The organism is Mycobacterium sp. G7A2 (genome assembly GCF_041902445.1).
In the GTDB taxonomy this organism is placed as follows: Bacteria; Actinomycetota; Actinomycetes; order Mycobacteriales; family Mycobacteriaceae; genus Mycobacterium.
Window position 1 is genome coordinate 2,888,484 of the sequence record NZ_CP169251.1, and the last position, 20,970, is coordinate 2,909,453.

Consider the following 20,970-nt stretch of genomic DNA (forward strand, 5'->3'; position numbering starts at 1 on the left):
GCACCGACGACTTGCTCCGCACTGTCACGGCAATGGCGACTCGGGGACTCCGCCGCTTAGAGGCCTGATGGCACGACGGTGCCGTTGACCGTGACCTCGACCACGCCAGTCTTCGGATCGAACGTGATCTTGCCGTGTTCGAACGTCGTCACCAGCAGATCGCCGACGAGGTTCTCGTCGCTGGTCGGAACGCCCAGCGGACCTGGCGAGCCGTTCTTGCCCATCACTTCCGGAACGCCATCTGGATCGCGTTCGACATTCCAGGCCTCCCGGATCTTGCCCCAGGTGATGTAGGCGGGCGTTCCCGGCTGGTCATTCTTGGCAACGATCACGCCGCCCTGGAACTGCTGGAACACCACGCCGCTCTCACGGGTTTCTGCGTTGTGGCTACCGGTCAACGGCTTGCCGAGCGCCTGCTTCTGAGCTTCGGTTGCTGTCGAGTACTTCGCAGCGATCGGGCCGGTGAGCGTCACCTCGACGTCCCGCTCCCCGATCAGCTTCACCTCGGCGGGTGGCGCCGGCATCTCGGAGGTGGCAATCAAACCGACCTGCGGCGGCATCGACGCATCGATGCTCCGGTCGTTGCCGCACCCCGCGGTTATCAGTGTGATCGTGGCTAGGCCGGCGATCGCCGGTGAAAAGCATTTCCTGGTACGCAATGGGATTCCTCTCACGCCTGCCGCTGCGGCAAATCCGGCTACGGCCCGACCTCAACTCAACTCAACTCAACGACCAACCTATACGGCACGTCGGCGACGCCGAGCGGCTGCTGAAGCTTGCTTCATCGAGTGTGGGCACGGCCCTCAGTGATCGATGACGGCGCCAGATCGTCGACCGGGATCCCTGCCACACCAGGCGACGAGGCGCTCGATCGCACGAGCGTCGCCGTCGATCGGGACAGCTTCAGCGAACGGGACAGCGACCTCGTGGAATCCCCGTGCCGCCGAGATCTGCTCGTAGAGAGCTCGGCGATTCTCTGCCGGAAGGATTCGGCGTGCCCCTTGCAGCGCCGCCGCGACGACCGTGTCATCCCACTCGGGCTGCTGACCGGTCGCGGTCGCAAGGTCCCAGGTGTGGACGGTCACCTCCGAGAAGTAGGACGCGAGCACCTCGGCGCCGCTGCCTTCGATCCACGGCAGCGCCATGGGTTGTTCGAGGACTGCGTCGTGGCTCCACACCGCGGCGGCTCGTCTCGCAGACTGACGCCAGGCATGCGACCAGCGATCATCCTCGACCGGCGCTTCGGTGACTGAAAAGGGATCTCTGCCGCTGCCGAGCGCGGCAATGCGGTCGAGCGCGCCGATGAGGTGAGCCAGCAGAGCTCGCACGTCCATGCCCGTGCACGGCGTGGGATCGGTGAGTTGCTCCGGCCGTACGCCGGCAACGACGACCCCGCCGACGGCCAGGACGCGGTCGAGGAGGGGCCGGGGGTCATCGACGTCATGCGTGGCGGAATCAGTGGCTGTGCTCATGTCGGTATGGTGCCGACCAAAAGTGGTCACCTCATGTCCGGTTTGATGTGAAAGTGTGAATCATGCGGGCCGACCGGCTGATCTCCATCCTCCTTCTTCTGCAGCAACGCGAGCGGATCACAGCGTCAGAGGTCGCCCGGGAGTTGGAAGTGTCCGAGCGCACCGCCCGTCGTGATCTCGAGGCGCTGAGCAGCGCCGGAGTGCCGGTGTACGCCATGCCGGGCCGCGGTGGCGGATGGCGTCTGCTGGGCGGCGCTCGCACCGACCTGTCCGGACTGACGGCCGGCGAGGCCCGCGCGCTGTTTCTGGTGGCCGGGCCCGCCTCGACGGCCACCCCGACCGTGAAGGCCGCTCTGCGCAAGCTTCTACGCGCGCTGCCCGAGCCGTTCCGGGAACAGGCGGAGGCGGCTGCGACAGCGCTCGTGGTGGACCCACGACAGTGGGGATCCGGCCAGCCCGAGCCTCCGCCACCCCGGTTTCTCGATGAACTTCAAGAGGCGGTGATTCGCGGAGTCCAAGTGCGGCTCGCTTACGTCGACCTCAAGGGTTCGGGAACGGAGCGGACCGTGCACCCGCTGGGCATCGTCGCCAAGAGGCCGGCGTGGTACCTCATCGCCAATACCGAGGCCGGTCGACGAACTTTCCGCATCGACCGTGTCTCCTCGGTCGAGTTGACCGACGCTGCCGTTCACCGACCGGAGGGATTCGACCTCGCCGAAAGCTGGCGCGAGATCGCCGATGAAGTCGATCGCCGGCGCACTCCCCTCGAGGTTCAGGCCCTGAGTGCCGCCGGTGGACTCGTCCTGCTCCGGAGGGTGTTCGGACGACGACTCGACGTGGGCGGTTCAACACCGGACGGCCGGATCGAGATCGTGATCCGCGGCCGCGACGAGCACACCCTCGCTGGGGAGCTCGCCTGGCTCACCGACTGGCTCGAAGTCACCGGCCCGCAGGGCGTCCGCGACCATCTCGCCGCCATCGGGGTCGCGCTGGTCGCGCGGTACAGCTGAGCGGGACTTTCTGCTCGGCGCCCCGCGCACGCAGCACCTGACGGTTGATCATCGTTGAGACGGGGCACACCGCGGTTGCATGGTTTGGCTCGCGAACGAAAGGACCGCCACATGACGATGCCGAGTGACGCTGCGGAGTCGATCGAAACCCAGGGCTCCAACGAAGGTCCTCGCGATCACGACGGCGTCGACACCGATCATGCTGCCTACGTCGACGAGAACAATGTTCCCCACCCCGGCGACGCCAAGCAGGCTGATTGACGAGCATGGAGATTTCCGATCAGGACGACGCCTCGGCGGCCAAGCGTGAAAGCGTGTCGTTGAGTTGCTCCTCGGTCACCAGCGGAAATCGCACCTTTTCCAGCAGCTTCTTGTCAGTGACCTGCGACCAGTCGTAGGTGTGGCGGACCAGCGTCTCGCCGGGGCCCTGGGATTCCAGCTCCCACAGCCACTCCCACCCGGGCGGTTCGGTCCCCGCGGGTGCGGTCTTCCACGCCAGCAACTTGTCCTTGACGCACCCCGTGACGTGGTTGTCGGTTTTGTACTCCCCGCCCATGTGGTCGCCCTGCATGTTCATCGTGAACACCTCGCCGACATGCTGAATCCGATCAGCATGGTCAACGGAGCGGACGAAACCCGATCCATCGAGTTTGTGGTGGTGCTCGGGGTTGGACAGGATCTCAAAGATCGCGTCGACGGGTGCGGAGATGGTTCGTTCCACGGTGACCTTCGTGTTGTCGCTCATGTCATCACCGTGCCCGAACTCGTCGCCGCGGAAACGTGCGCTCCAACAGAACCGCGGCCGAGTCCCCGAGTCCGCAACCGCAAAGCATGGCACCTGTTGGCTCGTGTGAACGTCGGCTACGAGTCCGCTGGAGCAAGAAGGCCTCGTCGGTTCCCCGGCAATCGCGGTCGTGCATTCCGCGCAGGCCGTTTGAAGACTGCCGATCAGGGAAGCCAGGACGTATGGCGGCCAGCGTCACGAGAAAGCTCATCGAGTCCCATCTCGAATCGGGTGAGCCGACGCCCGGTGAGGAGATTGCCCTGCGCATCGACCAGACCCTGACTCAGGACGCCACCGGAACGTTGGTGATGCAGGAGCTGGAGGCGCTGGAACTCGATCAGGTGCAGACCGAAGTCAGCGTGCAGTACGTCGACCACAACCTGTTGCAGACCGATGAGAAGAACGCCGAAGACCACGAGTTCCTGCGAACCGCCGCGCAGCGATTCGGTGTGTGGTTCTCCAAGCCGGGCAACGGGGTGTCGCACCCGACTCACATGCAGCGCTTCGGTGTTCCGGGCAAGACCATGGTCGGATCCGACTCGCACACCCCCGCCGCCGGGTCGTTGGGCATGCTGGCGATCGGCGTCGGAGGGCTCGAGGTCGCCATGGCGATGGCAGGCCGTCCCTTACACCTGCGGATGCCCGAAGTGTGGGGCGTTCGGCTGGAAGGCGAACTGCCGGAATGGTGTTCGGCCAAAGACATCATCTTGGAGATGCTGCGCCGCCATGACGTCGACGGCGGCGTGAACCGCATCATCGAATACCACGGTCCCGGACTGTCGAGCCTCACCGCCATGGACCGGCACGTCATCGCCAACATGGGTGCCGAGCTCGGTGCGACCACCACCGTGTTTCCCGCCGACGATGCGGTACGGACCTTCCTGCGCGCCGAAGGCCGCGAAGACGACTGGGTGGAACTGCTGGCCGACGACGGCGCCGACTACGACATCGACGAGACGATCGACCTGGCCGAGATCGAGCCGCTGATCGCTCGACCGTCATCGCCCGGCAACGTCGTACCGGTGCGGGAGGTCGCCGGTGAGCCGATCGCCCAAGTGGTCATCGGATCGAGCGCCAACCCAGGGCTGCGCGACTTCGCCATCGCCGCAGCGATGGTCGACGGACGACAAACCTCCCCCGAGGTCAGCTTCGACGTGAATCCCACCTCGCGGGAAATCCTCGAGGACCTGACCTCGATGGGCGCCACCACGTCGTTGATCAGCAGCGGTGCGCGGCTGCACCAAGCCGGCTGCATGGGATGCATCGGGATGGGGCAGGCGCCGGCCACTGGACACAATTCGCTGCGGACCATGCCGCGCAACTTTCCCGGCCGCTCCGGGACCAAGGAGGACCGCGTCTGGTTGTGCTCCCCCGAGACGGCGGCCGCATCGGCGCTGACCGGCTCGATCACCGACCCCCGTCAATGGGCAGAGGACGCCGGCATGAGTTATCCGAACCTGCAACTGCCCGAGCGCAGCAGCGTCAACACCGCGATGCTGGTACCGCCGCTACCGGCGGAACAGGCTAAGCAGATACAACCCGTCAAGGGCCCCAACATCTCCCGTCTGCCTGATTCCGAGCCGCTGCTCGACCAACTGGAGGCGCCGGTGCTGCTCAAGGTCGAGGACAACATCTCCACCGACGAGATCTCCCCCGCGGGCGCGCGGGCCCTGCCGTACCGCTCGAACATCCCGAAACTCGCCGAGTTCAGCTTCACCCAGGTCGACGAGTCCTATCCGCGCCGGGCCGACGAGGCGCGGTCGACCGGCCACATCATCGTCGGCGGACGGAACTACGGGCAGGGCTCCTCCCGTGAACACGCCGCGATCGCGCTGCGCTACCTGGGACTACGCGTCGTGATCGCCAAGTCCTTCGCCCGCATCCACTGGCAGAATCTGGCCAACTTCGGGGTGCTGGCGCTGGAGTTCGTCGACGCCGGCGACTATGACCGTGTGGAGCAGGGCGACACCCTCAAACTGGTCGATCTGCACCAGGCGTTGGACGGCTCGGACCCGCTCACCGTCGAGAACGTCAGCCAGAAGACCACCTTCGAAGTGCGGCATAGGCTCTCCCCCCGGCAGGCCGAGTACGTCCTTGCCGGCGGGCTCATTCCCCAAGTCGCGCAGGAGAACACCGAGGGCGCCGCGCAGGCGGCGACCGAACCACGGCAGTGAGCGCCCCGCTCAGTCGTAGACGACGTCGAGGCCCTGACGCGTCAGCTCGGCCAACGACTTGCGCATGGCCCGCAGTTGCTCGGGGGTATGGCCGACCCAGTCGGTCAGTTCACCGACGACCTCCACCGGTTCGCGGGTGCGGTACGAGCGGGTCGGGTTTCCGGGGAATCGCTTGTCGGTGACGTTCGGGTCGTCCTCGAGGTCACCCCGCGCCTTGACGAGGTAGATGCGGCCAGGCCCCTCTCCGAGCGCCAACTCGGCCCCCCATACCGCGGCGTCGACGGTGTAGGTGACGTACACGTGGTTGGCGATGCGGCTGTTGTCGTGGTTCATCGGCCGCCCCGGCACCAGCAGGTCGCCCACGGTGAGATCGGCTTTCGTCCCGTGTAGAAGTGCACCGCTCGGGTGCGTCTCGAACGGTTTCGCTGCGTTCACGTGTCTCCCCCTGTTCTGCGAATTCGGTTGTCGCACCGAGAAGCCGGATGATTGTGCGCCCTGGCCGGGGCCTTGCCGCAAGACCCGGGGTATCGCTTACAGTGAGAGTGGGAAGTCGTCCAGGACTGTGCGCCGAAATCGATGTCAGGGCTGCTGGATGTGAGCGATCACCACCCTCAGCACAATCTCGCGGTTTTCCGGCAACCCGAACCGCCGCTCGCGCCTCGGCAGCCCCCTCGGCAGCGTGCCTCGGCAACCCGAACCGCCGAGCCGGTGTGGAACGGTCCCGCAGGTAACGTGGCCGGCGTGAAACTCTCTCGTGTGCCGTCATCTGTCGCCTTCGCCGCCTGTGCCACCTCGCTGGTGACTCTCCTGGCGGCCTGTGGCTCCGACGCTGAGACCACGTCGGCCGGTGCGCCGTCGGTGACCGACGTGGCGACCTCGTCGGTGACAGCTCCTGCGGCCGGCTGCCCGACCGCCGCGCCGGCGACGGACGTCGCCCCGGAATGGACTCTGCCCGGTGCGACCGGCAGCGTGTCGGTCACCGGATCCACCGATGAGGCCGCGCCGCAGGTCACCGTCGAACCTCCGTTCAGCGTGTCCGAAACCCAGGTGCACACGCTGCAGGCCGGCGACGGGCCCGTCGTCTCCGACACCGCGACGGTGTTGGTCTGCTACATGGGGGTCAACGGCCGCGACGGTTCTGTGTTCGACAGCAGCTATCAGCGTGGTGCCCCCGTCGACTTCCCGCTCGACGGTGTCGTGCCCGGATTCCAGAAGGCGATCGCCGGGCAGACCGTCGGCTCGACCGTCGCGGTCGCCATGACCTCCGCCGACGGCTACCCACAGGGCCAGCCCGCGGCGGGTATCGCCCCGGGTGACTCGCTCGTCTTCGCGATCAAGATCCTCGACGCCACGGCTTAGCCGATGACGCTCGTCCACGATCCCGAGGTCCTGGCCGCGATGCTGGCCGCACCGCCGCCGCCGGATCCGACGCCGCCACCGGTCGGCGACATCGCGACGCGGCGGCGCAACGCGACCGCGAACTTCGACATGATCGGCGCCGCCTACCCCGCCGTCGCGGGTGTCACCGTCGAGCGCGATGTCCTCGTCACCGCCGACGGCGCCGAGCTCGCGCTGCTGTGGTATCAGCCCGACGTGACGGAGTCAGCCGGCGGCGCGGCGCTGTATCTGCACGGCGGCGGCATGATCCTCGACCTCGAGCACACCGGCCGCGGATACGACGCGGTCGTGCGGTCCTACGTGGCGCACAGCAAGGTGCCGATGCTGATGGTGGACTACCGGGCCGCCCCCGAGCACCCCCACCCCACGCCGGCCGAGGACTGCTACGCGGCGCTCGGGTGGCTGGCCGAGCGGGCTGGGCAACTCGGCGTGGACCCCGCTCGGCTGGCGGTGGTCGGTGACAGCGCCGGCGGGGCGCTGGCGGCCGCGGTCGCCCTGATGGCCCGTGACCGCCGAGGCCCGTCGCTGGCGCTGCAGCTGTTGGTCTATCCGATGCTCGACGACCGCACCACGGTTCCCGACCCGCAGATCCCCGTCGAGGGCATGGTGTGGACCTACGACGACAACCGCACCGGGTGGGGCGCCCTTCTCGGTGATCGTGCGGGTGGCCCCGACGTGCCGTCCTACGCGGCGCCGGCGCGGGAGACGGATCTGAGCGGACTCCCGCCCACCTACCTCGACACCGGCGATCTGGACATCTTCCGGGCCGAGATCGTCGGACACGCCGCGCGGCTGGCGGCGGCCGGCGTGGCCACCGAACTCCACGTCTATCCCGGGTGCCCGCATGGATTCGAAATGCTGGCCCCCGCCGCAGCGGTGTCTCGGCACGCGGTCGACAACCGGGTGCGGCGACTGCAGGCGCTGCGCGACGACGCCACCGCCGAGTGACGCTGCAACGGCTCGGCCTACGTGCCCTTTTGTAGGCTCGTGGGCATGCCGTATGAGGACGGCGATGTTTTCGCTGGTTACACCATTCAGCGGCTGCTCGGGGCCGGTGGCATGGGCGAGGTCTACCTGGCCCGGCATCCGCGGCTCCCGCGACTCGATGCGTTGAAGATCTTGTCGCTGGACGCCACGGACGACGAGAGCTTCCGCGCCCGCTTCGTGCGTGAGGCCGACCTGGCCGCGACCCTGTGGCATCCGCACATCGTCGGCGTGCACGACCGCGGTGAGTACGACGGCCGGTTGTGGATCTCGATGGACTACGTGGACGGCACTGACGCCCGCGAGCTGCTCACCGGCCATTACCCGGCGGGCATGCCCTACGACGACGTCATCGAGATCGTCGGGGCCGTCGCTGAAGCCCTCGACTTCGCGCACGAACGTCGATTGCTGCACCGCGACGTCAAACCCGCCAACATCCTGGTGACCGACCCCTCGGAGGGCGCGCGTCGCCGGATCCTGCTCACCGATTTCGGCATCGGGCGCGAAGCCGACGACGTCGACGGCCTCACCGACGTCGACATCGCGTTGGGCACTGTGTCCTATGCCGCGCCCGAACAGCTGGTCAGCAACGTCATCGACGGCCGCGCCGACCAATATGCGCTCGCCGCGACCGCCTATCATCTGCTCACCGGCGTGCCGCTGTTCGACCATTCCAACCGGGTGGTCGTGGTGGGCAATCACCTCAAGACTCCCCCGCCGCCGCTGTCGGCTCGCCGGCCCGACCTCGCGCACCTCGACGCGGTCATGGCGAAAGCGCTGGACAAGGATCCCCGCAACCGCTTCCCCACCTGCGAAGCATTCGCCCAGGCGCTGGCCGGTCACGCAACCAGCGACTCGCCGGCTCCCGCTCCGTCGGCGTCTCCCAGCAGGCCCGCGCCAGGCCCTCAGGACCCGTTGATGAGCACCTCGGCATTCGACGTCGCCGCCGACCTGGAGCGCAACCCGGCGAATCACACCATGCGGCTGACCGCGACGACCGAGCAGGGAACCGTCGCCGACGTCCGCAAACAGCCCGCCCGGCCCCCGCACGACGAGGAGGTCTGGACCTTCACGGTGCACCAGCACGGGCAGACCAACCAGCTCGGCGCCCGCGTCCCGGTGGAACTGCGGGGCACGTCGATCGTCGGGCGACTCGCCGACGGCGACGTGGTCGAGGTGCAGGGCATGTGGGACGGCAACACGCTGCTCGGGGAATCGGTGCTCAACCACTCCGCGCCGTCCGGCCGGCGACGCGCCCCGGGGCCCTTCGCGGTGCGATCGAACAAACCCGAACCGACGCCGTCCCCGACACGGCGGCGCGGACGCGCCGTCGCCGCCGCGGTCGCGGTGGTCGCCGTGGCCGCACTGGTGCTGACCGCTGTGCTGACCCACGGGTTCGGGCTGTGGTCGCCGCAGCGCGGCCCGGGACCGGTCATCCAGCCCACCCAGGCCACCGTCTTCTCGCCCGGCGGCGCGCCGGACCATCCCGACGAGGCCGATCTGGTGATCGACGGCAATCCCGACACCGCGTGGCACAGCGACACCTACGTCGACCCCGAACCGTTCCCCGTGTTCAAGCAGGGCATCGGATTGATGCTGCAGCTCCCTGAACCCACCGCAATCGGCGCGGTGACCCTCGACGTCGCCAGCACCGGTACCGAGGTGCAGATCCGTGCCGCCGACAGCACCGATCCGGCCAGCCTCTCCGATACCGCCGAGTTGACCTCCGACGTGCCGCTGCAGCCGGGTGAGAACCGCATCCCCGTCGACAGCGACACCCGCACCGAACACCTTCTGGTGTGGATCTCGAAACTGGGCACGATCGACGGACAGAGCCGCACCGAGATCTCCGACATCACGGTGCAGGCGGCCGGCTGACCGAGGCCCGCGCTCAGGCGTGTAGCCGCCAGGTGGGATTGGGGTGTCCGCCTCCGGGCGGGATTCTGCTCGTCGGTGGGGACAATGGTGGCCATGGAGTCGACCCGGGTGGACCGTTGGCTGTGGGCGGTCCGGCTGACCAAGACCCGCCCCGACGCCGCGGCCGCGTGCCGGGGCGGCCATGTGCGCATCAACGACAAGCCGGCCAAGCCCTCGACGGCCGTCTCACCCGGCGATACGGTGCGTGCGCTGGTCGGCGAGCGCACCCGCATCGTCGAAGTGGTGCGGGTGATCCAGAAGCGGGTGGGCGCCGCCGACGCCGTGACGTGCTACCTCGACCGGACTCCCCCGCCGCCTCCCGTCAGCGCGCCGCCGATCGGGGTGCGTGAGCGTGGGGCGGGCCGCCCGACCAAACGCGACCGCCGCGCACTGGACAAGTGGCGCGGCCGCCGCTGAGTGGTGACCGCCGTCCGGTCAAGCCACCATCCACATGGCCAGCGCAAGGACGAACGCCGACAGGCCCAAGGTCGTCTCCATGACCGTCCACGTCTTCAGGGTGGTCTTGACATCCATCTCGAAGAACCGGCTCACCAACCAGAACCCCGAGTCGTTGACGTGCGAGAGCACGGTGGCGCCCGCAGCGATGGCAATCACCAGCAGCGAGATCTGGAAGTCGCTCAACCCGGCGTCGGCCACCGACGCCGCGATCAGACCCGACGTCGTGGTCAACGCGACTGTCGCCGAGCCCTGCGCCACGCGCAGGATCGTGGAGATCAGGAACGCCTGCAGGATCAGTGACATGCCGAGGTCGGACAGCGAATCGCTGAGCGCGTCACCGATCCCGCTCAACCGCAGCACGCCACCGAACATGCCGCCGGCTCCCGTGATCAGGATGATCACACAGATGGGTGCCAGCGCCTTGTCGAAGATGCCGCTGACGTCGGCCATCGAATGGTTACGCAGCCCGAGCACCAGAGTCGCCACGATGACGGTGATCAACAACGCAACGCTGGTGTTGCCCAGCAGCATCAGGTACCGCGCCCAGGTGGCGTCCTCCTCGAGGACGCCGGCCGCCATGAGGGTGTCGAGAACGGTGTTGAACGAGATCAGCACGAACGGCAGGAGCAGGATCCCGAGAACGGTGCCGAACGCCGGGGCGGTCCGGGTGGCGGTGGCCGTGCCTCCGCCGGAGCCTGCGGCGCCGGCGGCGCCGCCGTTGTCCGCGTCCCGGCCCCGGCCGCCGTTGTCCGCGTCCCGGCCTTTGCCGTTGTCGTCGTCGCGGCCGCCGTTCATCTCGCCGAACAGCGCGGTCGGAACGTCGACCCACACTCGCCGGCCGATGAACTGGGAGACCAGGAAGGAGCCGACGAACCAGGACAGCACCGCGACGGGCACACCGACCAGCAACGCCAGACCGATGTTGCCGCCCATCACCTCGGCGGCGGCGACGGGGCCGGGGTGTGGCGGCACCAGCGCGTGCATCGCGGCGAAGGCGCCGGCGGTGGGGAACGCATAGAGAATGAGGGAGCCGCCGAATCGGCGGGCGACGGTGATGATGATCGGTAGGAACACCACGAGCCCGGCGTCGAAGAAGATCGGGAAACCGAACAACAGTGCGGCCACGCCAATGGCCAGTGGCGCGCGTTTCTCGCCGAAGCGACCGATCAGCGTGTCCGCCAGAACCTGTGCCCCGCCGGTGATTTCGAGGAGCCGGCCGATCATGACGCCGAAGCCCACGAGGAGGGCCACCGACCCCAGGGTGTTGGAGAACCCGTAGGACAGTGCCTCGGGCACGTCGGCGACGGGGATTCCGGCCGCCAGCGCCGTGAGGAGGCTGACCAGAACGAGTGCGACGAACGCGTGCAGCTTCACCCTGATGATGAGGAACAGCAGAAGCGCCACTGCCCCAGCGGCAATCAGGAGCAGGGTGGTTGCTCCGTAGGCCGGCTCGATTGCTTCCACAATTCCTCCGTACTGTCAGTGCCGGGTGGGTCCCGGACCTTGCTGTGTTCCGGCGATCACGCCCTCGCCCGGGCCCCGCGAGATCATGGCGCGGCCTGATCGGTGCCGTCGACGTAGCTGTCGACGATTCCGTCGATGTTCTGGTCGACGTCGATCGTCACGCCGCGCTCGTCGGGTTCCAGCGGCTCGAGGGTCTTGAACTGCGAGGCCAACAATGACGGCGGCATGAAATGGCCGGGCCGGCTGGCCTGACGCTTGCCGATCACCTCGGTGGAGCCGTACAGGTGGACGAATTCGATGTCACCGCAGTGCTCGCGAAGTTGGTCGCGGTACTTGCGCTTGAGCGCCGAACAGCTCATCACGCCGCCGCCGGGATGCGCGGCCAACCACTCCCCGATCGCCTCCAGCCAAGGGAAGCGGTCGTCGTCGTCGAGCGGTTCGCCGGAGCTCATCTTCGCGACATTGGCCGGCGGGTGGAAGTCGTCGGCGTCGGCGAAGGGGACGCGCAGCCGTTGCGCCAGCGCGGCGCCGACTGTCGACTTCCCCGAACCCGACACGCCCATGACGACGATTGGTGATGACATGTCCTCCACCTACCCGATTGTGGCCAGCATCACGCAGCTTGCCTCAATAGTCATATCAAAGCAACCCCCTTGGCCAAATTAAGCGGGTTTTTACTGTCGGAGGGCAACGTATGACAGGATCTGTGTATGGCCGACCAGCCCGCCGGTGCCCTCCATGGCAGTTTGCTGGCTGCGTTGGGATCGGCAATCGTGTCGGGTGAGTACCCACCCGGTCAGGTCTTCACCCTCGAAGCTGTGAGCGCGCGGTACCGGGTCTCCCGAAGCGTCGCGCGCGAGGCGGTGCGGGTGCTTGAGTCGATGCGCATGGTGGAATCGCGCCGCCGCGTAGGAATCACCATCCTGCCGGTTGAGAACTGGAATGTGTTCGACCCCAGGCTCATTCGATGGCGTGTCGACTCTGGAGACCGGGCGGCCCAGCTGGTGTCCCTATCGGAGCTACGGCGCGGTTTCGAGCCCGCCGCGGCGGCGCTGGCTGCGCGCCGGGCCACCCCGAACCAGTGCCGCACGATGGCGGCCGCGGCGTCCGACATGGTCATGCACGGACGCTCCGGCGACCTCGAGGCGTACCTGCTCGCCGACCGGCTGTTCCACCGGACGCTTCTGGCGGCGAGCGGAAACGAGATGTTCCGGGCGCTGACCGGTGTCGTGGACGAGGTGCTCAGCGGTCGTACCCATCACGGGATGATGCCCTCGTCACCGAATCCTGCGGCGATCGCGTTGCACGACGAGGTCGCCCGCGCGATCAGGACCGGCGACGAGGCGGCAGCCGAACTCGCGATGCGCGCGATCATCGATGAAGCGGCGTCGGCGGTGGCCGACGAATTCTCCTGACCGGCGGTGGCCGACGACATCTGCTGATTGGCGGTGGCCGATGGGTTCTCCTGATCGGTAACGGCCAGCGCTCAGCGCGCACCGTCCGGCTCCTGCGGCCAGGACCTGCCGGCCGACACCGGGCCGGGTCCGGTGTCATCGCCTCGTGACAGCGGCACCCACCGCTCGCTCGGTGCGGGCTGGCGGGACGAGGGGAAGTCGCGCAGTTGGCCGGACGGGTGCGCGTCCCAGTCGCCGAACGTGAGCGGGGTGAGCAACCACGCCCGCAACAACGCATAGGTCGCCGCCAGCGAATCCAGGTGGGTGCGCTCCCAGCCGTGGCTGCCGTCGACGCCGGGACCGACTAGTGCGGCGCGGGTGCTGGCTCCCGCCTCGATAGCCGCTGCGGCGTCAGATCGGTAGAACCGGAAGACGTCTCGGACACTACGGATACCGTGCTCATCGGCCAGTCGGCACAGCTGCCGGGACAGGTGGTAGTCGTAGGGGCCGTGTAGGTCGGCCATCAAGACGGTGACGGCGTCCTCACGTGACTGCAGCCCGGGGGCACAGACGGCGTTGTCCACGGTGATCATTTCCGCGATGCCGGAGGGCAGGCCGGAGCTGGCTCCGGATCCGACTTCTTCGGCGATGGTGATCATCAGTGCAGTGCGGTGCGGCAAACTCAGACCGTGGTCGGCGACGTGCTTGGCCAGGGTGAGGGCCACCGCGACGCCGGCCTGGTCGTCGAGATGGCGGGAGACGACGAAACCGTCGTGGGTGAGCTCGGGGCCGGCCATCAGAGCCACGAAGTCGCCGACCTGGATTCCCAGCTGACGCAGATCGTCGGGTGAAGACACCCGGCGATCGACGCGCACCTCGATGTGGTCCCAATCGGTCGGCTGGGTGTCGACCGCGTCGCCGAAAGCATGCCCGCTGGCCTTCAGCGGCAGGATCGTTCCGGTGATGAACTCGCTCGACTCGTCGCACAGGATTCGCACCCGCGCGCCCGCAGCGAACCGCGCGGAGAACGTACCCACCGAGATCAGACCCAGCCGCCCGTTGTCCTTGAGTCGACTGACCATGGCGCCGACCGTGTCGGCATGAACCACGATCGCGCGGTCGACCTCGGGCGACTCCCCTGGCAGCTCCGCAATCAGGGCACCCCGCCTCGTCAGCGAAAACGGAATGCCTATGTCGTCGAACATCTCGCCGATGAGCTGCATCACCGCGTCGGTGCGTCCTGTGGGGCTCGGCGTCTGGAGCAGCGCCAGCAAGGTGTCGATCATCCAGGTGCGTTCGGCGTCAGGCATGTCGGGCGGCTGGCTCACGGCGTCCCCTTCGATTGTGGGCGTCCGGGCGGAGCGACGCGGGCGTGGTTCGGACTCGGAAGCCGATGCGTCACTCGTGCGGGGTCCGATACCACCCCCGCACGGGCACCTTAGCGCTCAGTTGAAGGTCCACGTGGTGGTTTGCTGCAGCGAACGACGATCAGACGCGCCCGGGGCCTGGGGGGTCTCGGGGGCCGTGCCGACCCGGATCAGGACCTGCGGGTAGGACTCGCCGTCGAACACTTCACAGCCGAGAGCCAGTCGATTCCGTCCGTCGTGCAGCGGGTCGGTCAGGGCGCAGCTCGCCAACCCCAGCGCGGTGGCGGCCAGCAGCAGGTGGCTCAGGGTCTCACCCGCACGCACCCGGTCGATCTCGTCGTCACCCGCGGTGCCCAACGCGAGCAGCACCGCACCGTCGCGACCGGGTGTGCCCCGGCCGCCGACGGCTCCACCGGTGAACCGAAGCGCCACCTCCCCGTGCTCATCCCGCACCCATCGGGTGCGCGGAACGACGGCGAAGTCGACGCCACGACGCGCCGCGTGCACACTCAGCAACTCCAGCGTGCCCGCGGGCAGCCGGGCTTCGGGAAACTCGCGGCGATCGGAACGCCGGCTGCCGATTGCGGCGGCCAACTCGTGATGACCGGGCTGCGCCGGGTGTTCGATCACCTCGAACAGGGCGATGTGTCCCCGGTCGTCCGGCACCGGAAAGCGGCGCACGTGAGGGCGCCAACCTTCCGCGGCCAGCGCGACGGCGCAGTGGTCCAGTACCGCGCCGCAGCTGATCAGGACGTCGCGCCGGCCGGCACCGGAATCAGCGACTGCGCGACTCCAGTCCGCGTGCAGATGCAGACCTGCACCGTCGACCTGCCACCGCCACGGCTGACTGTTCCGTGGGGAGGGGGCGCGGGCCGCCAGATCCAGGACGGCTTCGAGCACCGCGCGATCAGGATGAGCGCCCGCCAAATGTGTCCCCTCGTCGACGACTGAACTTCCGTGCGGACATCCACATTAATCGGTACTACCGTCACTCAAGATCAGCTCAGGTCAGCGACCGCTCCGTTGCGCCGTGGTATTCGGCCATCTCGGCGGCCACCAGTGCCGCGCTCATAGCGTCGTCGGGTCCGTCGCCGCGAAAGGCATCGAGGTCTGCCCGGCTCGACCACCGTTCGAAGACGTTGATCCGCTGCGGGTCGACCCGGTCGGCGCTGATCGCGAAATCCAGGCAGCCGGGCGTCCGGCGCGCCTGTTCGACGACACCCTCGCACCCGGCCAGGTAGGCCTCCCGCTGGGTCGCTGCGACGGTGAGGTGTCCTGCGACGATGAGCATCGAAGGCTCCTTTCGGTGGGCGATCTGTCGCCCTGTAGACCCGCGGTGCGGTCGTCGTTCATCGCGGGGGGCGTGCCGCGCTCAGGAGGTCTCGTCCGGTCGCGACCACGTGAACCGGCCGCCTTGGCCTCTGTCGCCTTCGAGCATGAACGCCCGGTGGTAGCGGCTGGCGCGCGCGATCGTGGCCAGCCAGGTGGCGACGGTACTGACGCGGTTGCTCACTCCCGTCAGCACCGCGATGTGGATGAGTCCCCACGCCAGCCAACCGGAGAGGCCCGCCAACCTGATCGGCCCCACCTGAAGCAGAGCGTTGCCCCGGCTGATGTATGCCGCCGACCCCAGGTCGCGGTACCGGTAAGGCCGTCGGGGACGACCGATCAGGTCATCGCGGATGCAGGCGGCGGCGTGCAGACCACCCTGCATGGCGTTCTCGGCCACGCCGGGAAGGCTGTCGCGTCCGACGAGATCGCCGATCACGAACACCTCCGGGTGTCCGGGCACCGACAGGTCGGGTCCGACCGCGATCCGTCCACAGCGGTCGGCGCCCGCCCCGAGGGCGGCGGCGACCCGGTGCGCGAACGGCACCGCCTCGACCCCGGCGGTCCACAGCACGGTGCGAGCCCGGTACCGCTGCACCGCTGCGCCGCTCTTCGGGGTGACGGTCACCCCGTCGCCGTCGACGTCGGTGACATGCACCCCGAGATGGAGTTGGACGCCCAGCGAGGTCAGCGTTTCTGTGGCCTTGGCCGACAATGACGGAGCGAAGCTCTTGAGCACCCGGTCCCCACCGTCGAACAGCAGCACCCGGGCATCTTCGGGGTCGATGCTGTGGAACTCGTGTGCCAACGTGCGGGTCGCGACCTCGCGGATCTGTCCGGCGAGCTCGACACCCGTCGGGCCGCCGCCCGACACGGCGAAGGTCAGCCAGGCGTCCCGGTCCGGCCCCGGCGGTAGCGTCTCGGCGATCTCGAAGGCGGCGAAGAGCCGCTGGCGGATGCACAGCGCGTCGTCGAGGGTCTTCATGCCGGGCGCCCACTGCGCGAAGTGTTCGTTGCCGAAGTAGGACTGTTGCATGCCTGCCGCGACGACCACCACGTCGTAGTCGATCAGGAACGTCGAATCGTCGGGTCGGCGAGCGGTCACCCGGCGGGCATCGGGATCCAGGTCGACGGCCTCGCCGAGAAGAACCGTGACATTGCGGTGGCGGGCCATCTCCTCCCGCAGCGGACGGCTGATGTGGCCGATGCTGAGCATGCCGGTGGCGCACTGGTAGAGCAGCGGCTGGAACAGGTGGCCTGCGGACTTGTCGAGCAGTGTCACGTCGACCTCGGCGCGGCCGAGCCGTCGCGCGCAGAACAATCCGCCGAATCCGCCGCCGATGATCAGAACCTTGGTGCGCTCGTCGCTCACGATCAGGAGGCTATCGGGCCGCAGATCCGGCGCACCGGTAACGGCGAATCGTCACATGACGAAGTAACCGATGCGATGGATGCGAAGCAGCCGGCATCCCGCCCGGCGGTCTTGAGGCGGCCGGACCTGCTCCCTTTCCCATGCGGCGCGCACGGCGCGCCTGACGAGGATGACAATTGCGAATGACGTTCTGGTACAACTCGTGGCGCCGGCTGCTCGCCGGCGCCCTGGCAGCGCTTCTGCTGCCCGGTCTGATCACCGTCGTGGGCGGCTCGGCCACCGCGGGGGCGTACTCCCGCGCGGGGCTGCCGGTCGAGACACTGATGGTGCCGTCGGCGGCGATGGGCCGAGACATCCCGGTCAAATTCCAGGGCGGTGGCCCGCACGCGGTCTACCTGCTCGACGGGCTGCGCGCCCGTGACGACAACAGCGGCTGGGACATCGAGACCGCCGCCTTCGAGAACTACTTCGAGTCCGGTCTGTCGGTGGTGATGCCCGTCGGTGGCATGTCGAGCTTCTACACCAACTGGCAGAGCCCCGCGGTCGGCAACGGGCAGACCTACTCCTATCAGTGGGAGACGTTCCTGACCTCGGAGCTGCCGGCCTATCTCGCGGCGAACAAAGGGGTGTCCCCGACCGGCAACGCGGTCGTCGGCTTGTCGATGTCAGGGAGCGCGGCGCTGATCCTGGCCGCCTATCACCCCGGCCAGTTCCGTTTCGCCGCGTCGCTGTCGGGTTACCTCAACCTGTCCGACGGCGTGTGGCCGCTGCTGGTGAGCATCGCCATGCGGGACGCGGGCGGTTTCAGTTCGACCGCGATGTGGGGGCCCGGCGGAGGCCCGGCGTGGGTTCGCAACGATCCGACGGTCAACGTCGGTCGCCTGGTGGCCAACGGCACCCGGGTCTGGGTGTACTGCGGAACCGGCCGGCCCGGAGAGCTGGGCGGCGGCGGCGACGTGCCCGGACAGCTGCTGGAGGCCATCACCCTGGACAGCAACAAGAACTTCCAGGCGCAATACCAGGCCGCCGGTGGTAGCAACGCGGTGTTCAACTTCCCGGCCAACGGCACCCACGGCTGGGGGTACTGGGGATCGCAGCTGGTCGCGATGAAGCCGGACATCCAGCGCACGCTGGGCGTCTGACCCAAACGAAAACCGGGGCGCGATCGGTGATCGCGCCCCGGTCTCGTGTCAACGGCAGAATCAGTAGGTCGGGATGAACACGCCGTTCATCCACACGCCCCAGTGCTGCCACCCCTCATCCCAGACCTGCGGATTACCGGCGGCCCAGGCCGGCGGCACCGGCATCGGCGGCGCCCACGCGGGCGGCTCACCGGTGTTGGGGCCCGGCGGCGGCATGGGAGGAGCAGGCTGGGCAGGCATGTTGGGCCACGGGGCGGGCTCGGCGGTCGCGGTGGCGATGCCGCCGACCGCGCCTGCGGTGAGGCCGCCCAGAACAGCTGCGCTTGCGAGAACCTTGGTGAACTTCATCGTCGTGAACTCCATTCCTGGGTTCGGTCTGACCCGCTGTCGGGTGCGTACGTGCGGAGTTCTAGCCCAAATCACGATCGGGTAAACCCGTCCCCGGCCAACGGTGATGCGCGTAACAATCTGATGGCGTCTACTGAAACGGTGAGCCAGACATCGCGCGCCGAGCTGCGGCGGGCCGCCGACTCCCGCGGGACCGTGTCCGAGGATGCGCTGGTCGCCCTGTCCGACGGCCCGATGTGTCAGCGGCTCGAGGCGGCCATGAGGGCGCTGGCAGCCCATCGCGGTCCGACGAGCAGCACCTGTCCGTCGGACGTGGCCCGCAGTGTCGGCGGGGACCGGTGGCGCGAACTGATGGACGACACCCGTGCGACCGCCCGGCGGCTCGCGGCCGCCGGCGTCGTCGAGATCACCCAGCGCGGCAGCGTGGTCGATCCGAACGACGACTGGCGCGGGCCGATCCGGATCCGGATCACCGGCTGACCGCGCAGACATGTCCGAGCAAGACCGAGTCCGCTGGGACCAGCGTCATGCAGACCGCGACCCCGTCGACGAGGCGGACGTCGACCTGCCCGCGGCCTTCCGTCCGTATGCCGACGTGTTTCCGCGGGCCGGGAACGCACTCGACGTCGCATGCGGCCGCGGCGCCGGCGCGGTATGGCTCGCGCGGCGCGGCATGACGGTCCACGGCGTCGACGTCTCGACCGTCGCGGTGCGGGCCGCACGCGACCTCGCCCGCCGCTGCGGCGTCACCGCGCGCTGTCGCTTCGACGCGATGGACCTCGACGCCGGACTGCCCGCCGGAGGGCTCGTCGATGTGCTGTTGTGCAGCATGTTCCGCGATCGACGGCTGGACGCGGCTCTCGTGGCGCGGCTTACGCCCGGCGGCCTTCTCGCGGTCAGCGCGTTGAGCGAGGTCGGTGCCGTACCGGGACCGTTTCGCGCTCACGCCGGTGAACTCACCGACGCGTTCGGTGCGCTCGAGGTGATCGCGTGCGCCGAAACAAACGGACAGGCCTGGTTACTCGCCCGTCGGTGAGGACCGCGCGGCAGGAGGCCGGGTCGCGCCCCACAACCCCGCCCCGATCCCGACGACCGCGCCGCCGAGCCCGATGAGTTTCTGCGATGGTCTCAGCTGATCGTGCACGCTCCACCCGCCCAGCAGATCTGACGCATCCGCGCCGCCCGAAGCCAGAAACCACCCGCGGGTGTCGCGTCCGCGTACCGCGCTCGCGAGCAACATGGCACCGATCAACGCGTCGCGGTATCCCATCGATCGCAGCAACAGCCGCGCCGTGGGCGGCGGTTCGTCCGGGTCACCCCACCACCGATTGGCCCGCAGCGGATCGACGAGGAACGACACCCCCGACGCGAAGCGAATTGCGCCCGCTGTCAACGCCGCACCGTCCACCGCCATGCCGCGAACCCTACCGAGGGCGCCGGTGCCCCGTAGCGAAATCAGTCCGGGTGGATGTCAGCGCGGCGGCCCGCTCGACTTCCTCGAGCTTGAACTCCCCGGCACCGTCCAGGCGAAGGCAAGTAGTGCGTGATCGACCCGGCCCTTGTTCGGCATCACCGCGACCCGATGGAATCGGCTGTGGTGCTCGAACAGGCGCCGATTCCAGATCCTGCGCCAGTCCCGCGGCGCCGGCCCGTGGGTCAGATCCCCGTCACGCCGTCAAGACGCTCGCGAAGGATGTCGGCGTGACCGTTGTGCCGGGCGTACTCACCGATCATGTGGAGGTAGATCCAGCGCACGGAGACCTCGGTGCCCATGAACGCAACCACGTCGTCGAGTTCGTGATCCGCGCAGATGGTGTGCGCGGTGTCGACCTCAGCCCGCCATCGTTGCACCGCATCCGCGAACGACACCTGCTCGGACAGCTCGAAGCCGCCGTCATGCCCGCCGGGGGCCGGCGCCTGGCCGTAGATCGGCGGCGCGTCCCGCCGGCCCAGCACCCGCTGAAACCAATTCCGTTCCACCTCGGCCAGGTGCTGCACCAGTCCCTGCAGCGTCAACGATGACGGTGGTGCCGATGCGGTGCGCAACGTGGTGTCGTCCAGGCCGTCGCACTTGAGCAGCAGCGTGCGGCGCTGGAAATCCAACCAGGCTGTCAGCGTGGTGCGTTCGTCGCCGTTGAACGGTGGTGTCTCGCGCTCGCCGATTTCCATGGCCGCGATCATCGCACCCTGTTCTCACCCGTTCGCAGGGCCGTTCGAGATGAGGGACCCGATTCCGGACGAGCGCAACCGTTCCAGACGAGGCGGCCGTCGGATACGAGCGCAGCCTCACCAGATGAGCGCGGCCTTCGGATGCGAGCACAGCCGTTTCCGGAGCTGCTTCAGATGACGGGACTCA

Annotated in this window: 24 protein-coding genes; 11 read left to right on the top strand and 13 right to left on the bottom strand. The window is 68.3% G+C overall.

Annotated elements, in window-relative coordinates; all coding sequences use genetic code 11:
• Window positions 1–56 precede the first annotated feature (56 nt).
• A complete protein-coding gene (locus ACEWX3_RS13915; protein WP_374159856.1) occupies window positions 57–560 on the bottom strand; it encodes an LGFP repeat-containing protein in 504 nt (167 codons plus the stop codon).
• 243 nt (window positions 561–803) lie between these two features.
• Window positions 804–1,472: a TIGR03086 family metal-binding protein gene (locus ACEWX3_RS13920; RefSeq protein WP_374159717.1), complete on the bottom strand. Its 669-nt coding sequence runs from the start codon at window positions 1,470–1,472 to the stop codon at window positions 804–806.
• Window positions 1,473–1,534: 62 nt separating this feature from the next.
• On the opposite strand from ACEWX3_RS13920, the gene ACEWX3_RS13925 reads away from it, so the two are divergent.
• Entirely contained in the window at window positions 1,535–2,482 is a 948-nt protein-coding gene (locus ACEWX3_RS13925; RefSeq protein ID WP_374159718.1) for a helix-turn-helix transcriptional regulator, read from the top strand.
• A 111-nt stretch (window positions 2,483–2,593) separates the two neighbouring features.
• Window positions 2,594–2,743 (top strand): hypothetical protein, encoded by a 150-nt coding sequence (locus tag ACEWX3_RS13930; RefSeq protein ID WP_207067335.1) that lies wholly within the window; start codon window positions 2,594–2,596, stop codon window positions 2,741–2,743.
• A gap of 19 nt (window positions 2,744–2,762) precedes the next feature.
• Here the strand turns inward: ACEWX3_RS13930 and ACEWX3_RS13935 are convergent, their stop codons facing one another.
• Window positions 2,763–3,227: an SRPBCC family protein gene (locus ACEWX3_RS13935; RefSeq protein WP_207067336.1), complete on the bottom strand. Its 465-nt coding sequence runs from the start codon at window positions 3,225–3,227 to the stop codon at window positions 2,763–2,765.
• 221 nt (window positions 3,228–3,448) lie between these two features.
• Between ACEWX3_RS13935 and ACEWX3_RS13940 the strand changes: the two genes are divergently transcribed.
• Window positions 3,449–5,440, top strand: coding sequence for an aconitate hydratase (locus tag ACEWX3_RS13940; RefSeq protein ID WP_374159719.1), 1,992 nt, complete (start codon window positions 3,449–3,451; stop codon window positions 5,438–5,440).
• A gap of 9 nt (window positions 5,441–5,449) precedes the next feature.
• Here ACEWX3_RS13940 and arr read toward each other — a convergent pair whose 3' ends face one another.
• Complete coding sequence (arr, locus tag ACEWX3_RS13945) at window positions 5,450–5,875, bottom strand: NAD(+)--rifampin ADP-ribosyltransferase (protein WP_374159720.1); 426 nt, start codon at window positions 5,873–5,875, stop codon at window positions 5,450–5,452.
• 306 nt (window positions 5,876–6,181) lie between these two features.
• Between arr and ACEWX3_RS13950 the strand changes: the two genes are divergently transcribed.
• The 4 genes from ACEWX3_RS13950 (at window position 6,182) to ACEWX3_RS13965 (ending at window position 10,156) form a co-directional block, all read left to right on the top strand.
• A complete protein-coding gene (locus ACEWX3_RS13950; protein WP_374159721.1) occupies window positions 6,182–6,799 on the top strand; it encodes an FKBP-type peptidyl-prolyl cis-trans isomerase in 618 nt (205 codons plus the stop codon).
• Window positions 6,800–6,802: 3 nt separating this feature from the next.
• Entirely contained in the window at window positions 6,803–7,786 is a 984-nt protein-coding gene (locus tag ACEWX3_RS13955) for an alpha/beta hydrolase fold domain-containing protein (protein WP_374159722.1), read from the top strand.
• Between the two features lie 45 nt (window positions 7,787–7,831).
• Window positions 7,832–9,700 carry a serine/threonine-protein kinase gene (locus tag ACEWX3_RS13960; RefSeq protein ID WP_374159723.1) on the top strand — a complete coding sequence of 623 codons (1,869 nt, stop codon included), beginning with the start codon at window positions 7,832–7,834 and terminating at the stop codon, window positions 9,698–9,700.
• A gap of 93 nt (window positions 9,701–9,793) precedes the next feature.
• On the top strand, window positions 9,794–10,156 hold the full coding sequence (locus ACEWX3_RS13965) for an RNA-binding S4 domain-containing protein (RefSeq protein ID WP_163675919.1): 363 nt from the start codon (window positions 9,794–9,796) through the stop codon (window positions 10,154–10,156).
• An 18-nt stretch (window positions 10,157–10,174) separates the two neighbouring features.
• On the opposite strand, the gene ACEWX3_RS13970 is transcribed toward ACEWX3_RS13965, so the two are convergent.
• Window positions 10,175–11,662, bottom strand: a complete 1,488-nt coding sequence (locus ACEWX3_RS13970; protein WP_207067342.1) for a GntP family permease — start codon at window positions 11,660–11,662, stop codon at window positions 10,175–10,177.
• An 83-nt stretch (window positions 11,663–11,745) separates the two neighbouring features.
• Complete coding sequence (locus ACEWX3_RS13975; protein ID WP_207067343.1) at window positions 11,746–12,246, bottom strand: gluconokinase; 501 nt, start codon at window positions 12,244–12,246, stop codon at window positions 11,746–11,748.
• 126 nt (window positions 12,247–12,372) lie between these two features.
• Here ACEWX3_RS13975 and ACEWX3_RS13980 point away from each other — a divergent pair, with 126 nt between their 5' ends.
• Complete coding sequence (locus ACEWX3_RS13980; protein WP_374159724.1) at window positions 12,373–13,077, top strand: FadR/GntR family transcriptional regulator; 705 nt, start codon at window positions 12,373–12,375, stop codon at window positions 13,075–13,077.
• 71 nt (window positions 13,078–13,148) lie between these two features.
• Here the strand turns inward: ACEWX3_RS13980 and ACEWX3_RS13985 are convergent, their stop codons facing one another.
• The 4 genes from ACEWX3_RS13985 to ACEWX3_RS14000 form a co-directional block, all read right to left on the bottom strand.
• On the bottom strand, window positions 13,149–14,384 hold the full coding sequence (locus ACEWX3_RS13985) for an osmoprotectant NAGGN system M42 family peptidase (protein ID WP_374159725.1): 1,236 nt from the start codon (window positions 14,382–14,384) through the stop codon (window positions 13,149–13,151).
• Window positions 14,385–14,501: 117 nt separating this feature from the next.
• Window positions 14,502–15,323, bottom strand: coding sequence for a nitroreductase (locus ACEWX3_RS13990; RefSeq protein ID WP_374159726.1), 822 nt, complete (start codon window positions 15,321–15,323; stop codon window positions 14,502–14,504).
• Window positions 15,324–15,426: 103 nt separating this feature from the next.
• Window positions 15,427–15,714 carry a putative quinol monooxygenase gene (locus ACEWX3_RS13995; RefSeq protein WP_207067347.1) on the bottom strand — a complete coding sequence of 96 codons (288 nt, stop codon included), beginning with the start codon at window positions 15,712–15,714 and terminating at the stop codon, window positions 15,427–15,429.
• A gap of 81 nt (window positions 15,715–15,795) precedes the next feature.
• Window positions 15,796–17,124, bottom strand: a complete 1,329-nt coding sequence (locus ACEWX3_RS14000) for an NAD(P)/FAD-dependent oxidoreductase (RefSeq protein ID WP_374159727.1) — start codon at window positions 17,122–17,124, stop codon at window positions 15,796–15,798.
• A gap of 182 nt (window positions 17,125–17,306) precedes the next feature.
• On the opposite strand from ACEWX3_RS14000, the gene ACEWX3_RS14005 reads away from it, so the two are divergent.
• Entirely contained in the window at window positions 17,307–18,266 is a 960-nt protein-coding gene (locus tag ACEWX3_RS14005; protein ID WP_221357408.1) for an alpha/beta hydrolase family protein, read from the top strand.
• 60 nt (window positions 18,267–18,326) lie between these two features.
• On the opposite strand, the gene ACEWX3_RS14010 is transcribed toward ACEWX3_RS14005, so the two are convergent.
• Entirely contained in the window at window positions 18,327–18,614 is a 288-nt protein-coding gene (locus ACEWX3_RS14010; RefSeq protein ID WP_152517439.1) for a hypothetical protein, read from the bottom strand.
• A gap of 141 nt (window positions 18,615–18,755) precedes the next feature.
• Between ACEWX3_RS14010 and ACEWX3_RS14015 the strand changes: the two genes are divergently transcribed.
• Both ACEWX3_RS14015 and ACEWX3_RS14020 read left to right on the top strand, forming a co-directional pair.
• The gene (locus ACEWX3_RS14015) at window positions 18,756–19,094 is read left to right on the top strand and encodes a DUF3253 domain-containing protein (protein WP_374159728.1); all 339 of its coding nucleotides are present in this window, start codon (window positions 18,756–18,758) and stop codon (window positions 19,092–19,094) included.
• A gap of 10 nt (window positions 19,095–19,104) precedes the next feature.
• Window positions 19,105–19,650, top strand: a complete 546-nt coding sequence (locus ACEWX3_RS14020) for a class I SAM-dependent methyltransferase (protein ID WP_374159729.1) — start codon at window positions 19,105–19,107, stop codon at window positions 19,648–19,650.
• Here ACEWX3_RS14020 and ACEWX3_RS14025 read toward each other — a convergent pair.
• Both ACEWX3_RS14025 and ACEWX3_RS14030 read right to left on the bottom strand, forming a co-directional pair.
• A complete protein-coding gene (locus ACEWX3_RS14025; protein WP_374159730.1) occupies window positions 19,633–20,028 on the bottom strand; it encodes a DUF4267 domain-containing protein in 396 nt (131 codons plus the stop codon). The two genes, ACEWX3_RS14020 and ACEWX3_RS14025, sit on opposite strands and share 18 nt — an antisense overlap.
• A gap of 242 nt (window positions 20,029–20,270) precedes the next feature.
• Window positions 20,271–20,795: a DinB family protein gene (locus ACEWX3_RS14030; protein WP_374159731.1), complete on the bottom strand. Its 525-nt coding sequence runs from the start codon at window positions 20,793–20,795 to the stop codon at window positions 20,271–20,273.
• Window positions 20,796–20,970 lie beyond the last annotated feature (175 nt).

Coding starts and splice junctions, on each gene's coding strand:
- ACEWX3_RS13915 (WP_374159856.1), bottom strand. CDS start 560: ATGCCGCCGCAGGTCGGTTTGATTGCCACCTCCGAGATGCCGGCGCCA.
- ACEWX3_RS13920 (WP_374159717.1), bottom strand. CDS start 1,472: ATGAGCACAGCCACTGATTCCGCCACGCATGACGTCGATGACCCCCGG.
- ACEWX3_RS13925 (WP_374159718.1), top strand. CDS start 1,535: ATGCGGGCCGACCGGCTGATCTCCATCCTCCTTCTTCTGCAGCAACGC.
- ACEWX3_RS13930 (WP_207067335.1), top strand. CDS start 2,594: ATGACGATGCCGAGTGACGCTGCGGAGTCGATCGAAACCCAGGGCTCC.
- ACEWX3_RS13935 (WP_207067336.1), bottom strand. CDS start 3,227: ATGAGCGACAACACGAAGGTCACCGTGGAACGAACCATCTCCGCACCC.
- ACEWX3_RS13940 (WP_374159719.1), top strand. CDS start 3,449: ATGGCGGCCAGCGTCACGAGAAAGCTCATCGAGTCCCATCTCGAATCG.
- ACEWX3_RS13955 (WP_374159722.1), top strand. CDS start 6,803: ATGACGCTCGTCCACGATCCCGAGGTCCTGGCCGCGATGCTGGCCGCA.
- ACEWX3_RS13960 (WP_374159723.1), top strand. CDS start 7,832: ATGCCGTATGAGGACGGCGATGTTTTCGCTGGTTACACCATTCAGCGG.
- ACEWX3_RS13965 (WP_163675919.1), top strand. CDS start 9,794: ATGGAGTCGACCCGGGTGGACCGTTGGCTGTGGGCGGTCCGGCTGACC.
- ACEWX3_RS13975 (WP_207067343.1), bottom strand. CDS start 12,246: ATGTCATCACCAATCGTCGTCATGGGCGTGTCGGGTTCGGGGAAGTCG.
- ACEWX3_RS13980 (WP_374159724.1), top strand. CDS start 12,373: ATGGCCGACCAGCCCGCCGGTGCCCTCCATGGCAGTTTGCTGGCTGCG.
- ACEWX3_RS13995 (WP_207067347.1), bottom strand. CDS start 15,714: ATGCTCATCGTCGCAGGACACCTCACCGTCGCAGCGACCCAGCGGGAG.
- ACEWX3_RS14005 (WP_221357408.1), top strand. CDS start 17,307: ATGACGTTCTGGTACAACTCGTGGCGCCGGCTGCTCGCCGGCGCCCTG.
- ACEWX3_RS14010 (WP_152517439.1), bottom strand. CDS start 18,614: ATGAAGTTCACCAAGGTTCTCGCAAGCGCAGCTGTTCTGGGCGGCCTC.
- ACEWX3_RS14020 (WP_374159729.1), top strand. CDS start 19,105: ATGTCCGAGCAAGACCGAGTCCGCTGGGACCAGCGTCATGCAGACCGC.
- ACEWX3_RS14025 (WP_374159730.1), bottom strand. CDS start 20,028: ATGGCGGTGGACGGTGCGGCGTTGACAGCGGGCGCAATTCGCTTCGCG.
- ACEWX3_RS14030 (WP_374159731.1), bottom strand. CDS start 20,795: ATGATCGCGGCCATGGAAATCGGCGAGCGCGAGACACCACCGTTCAAC.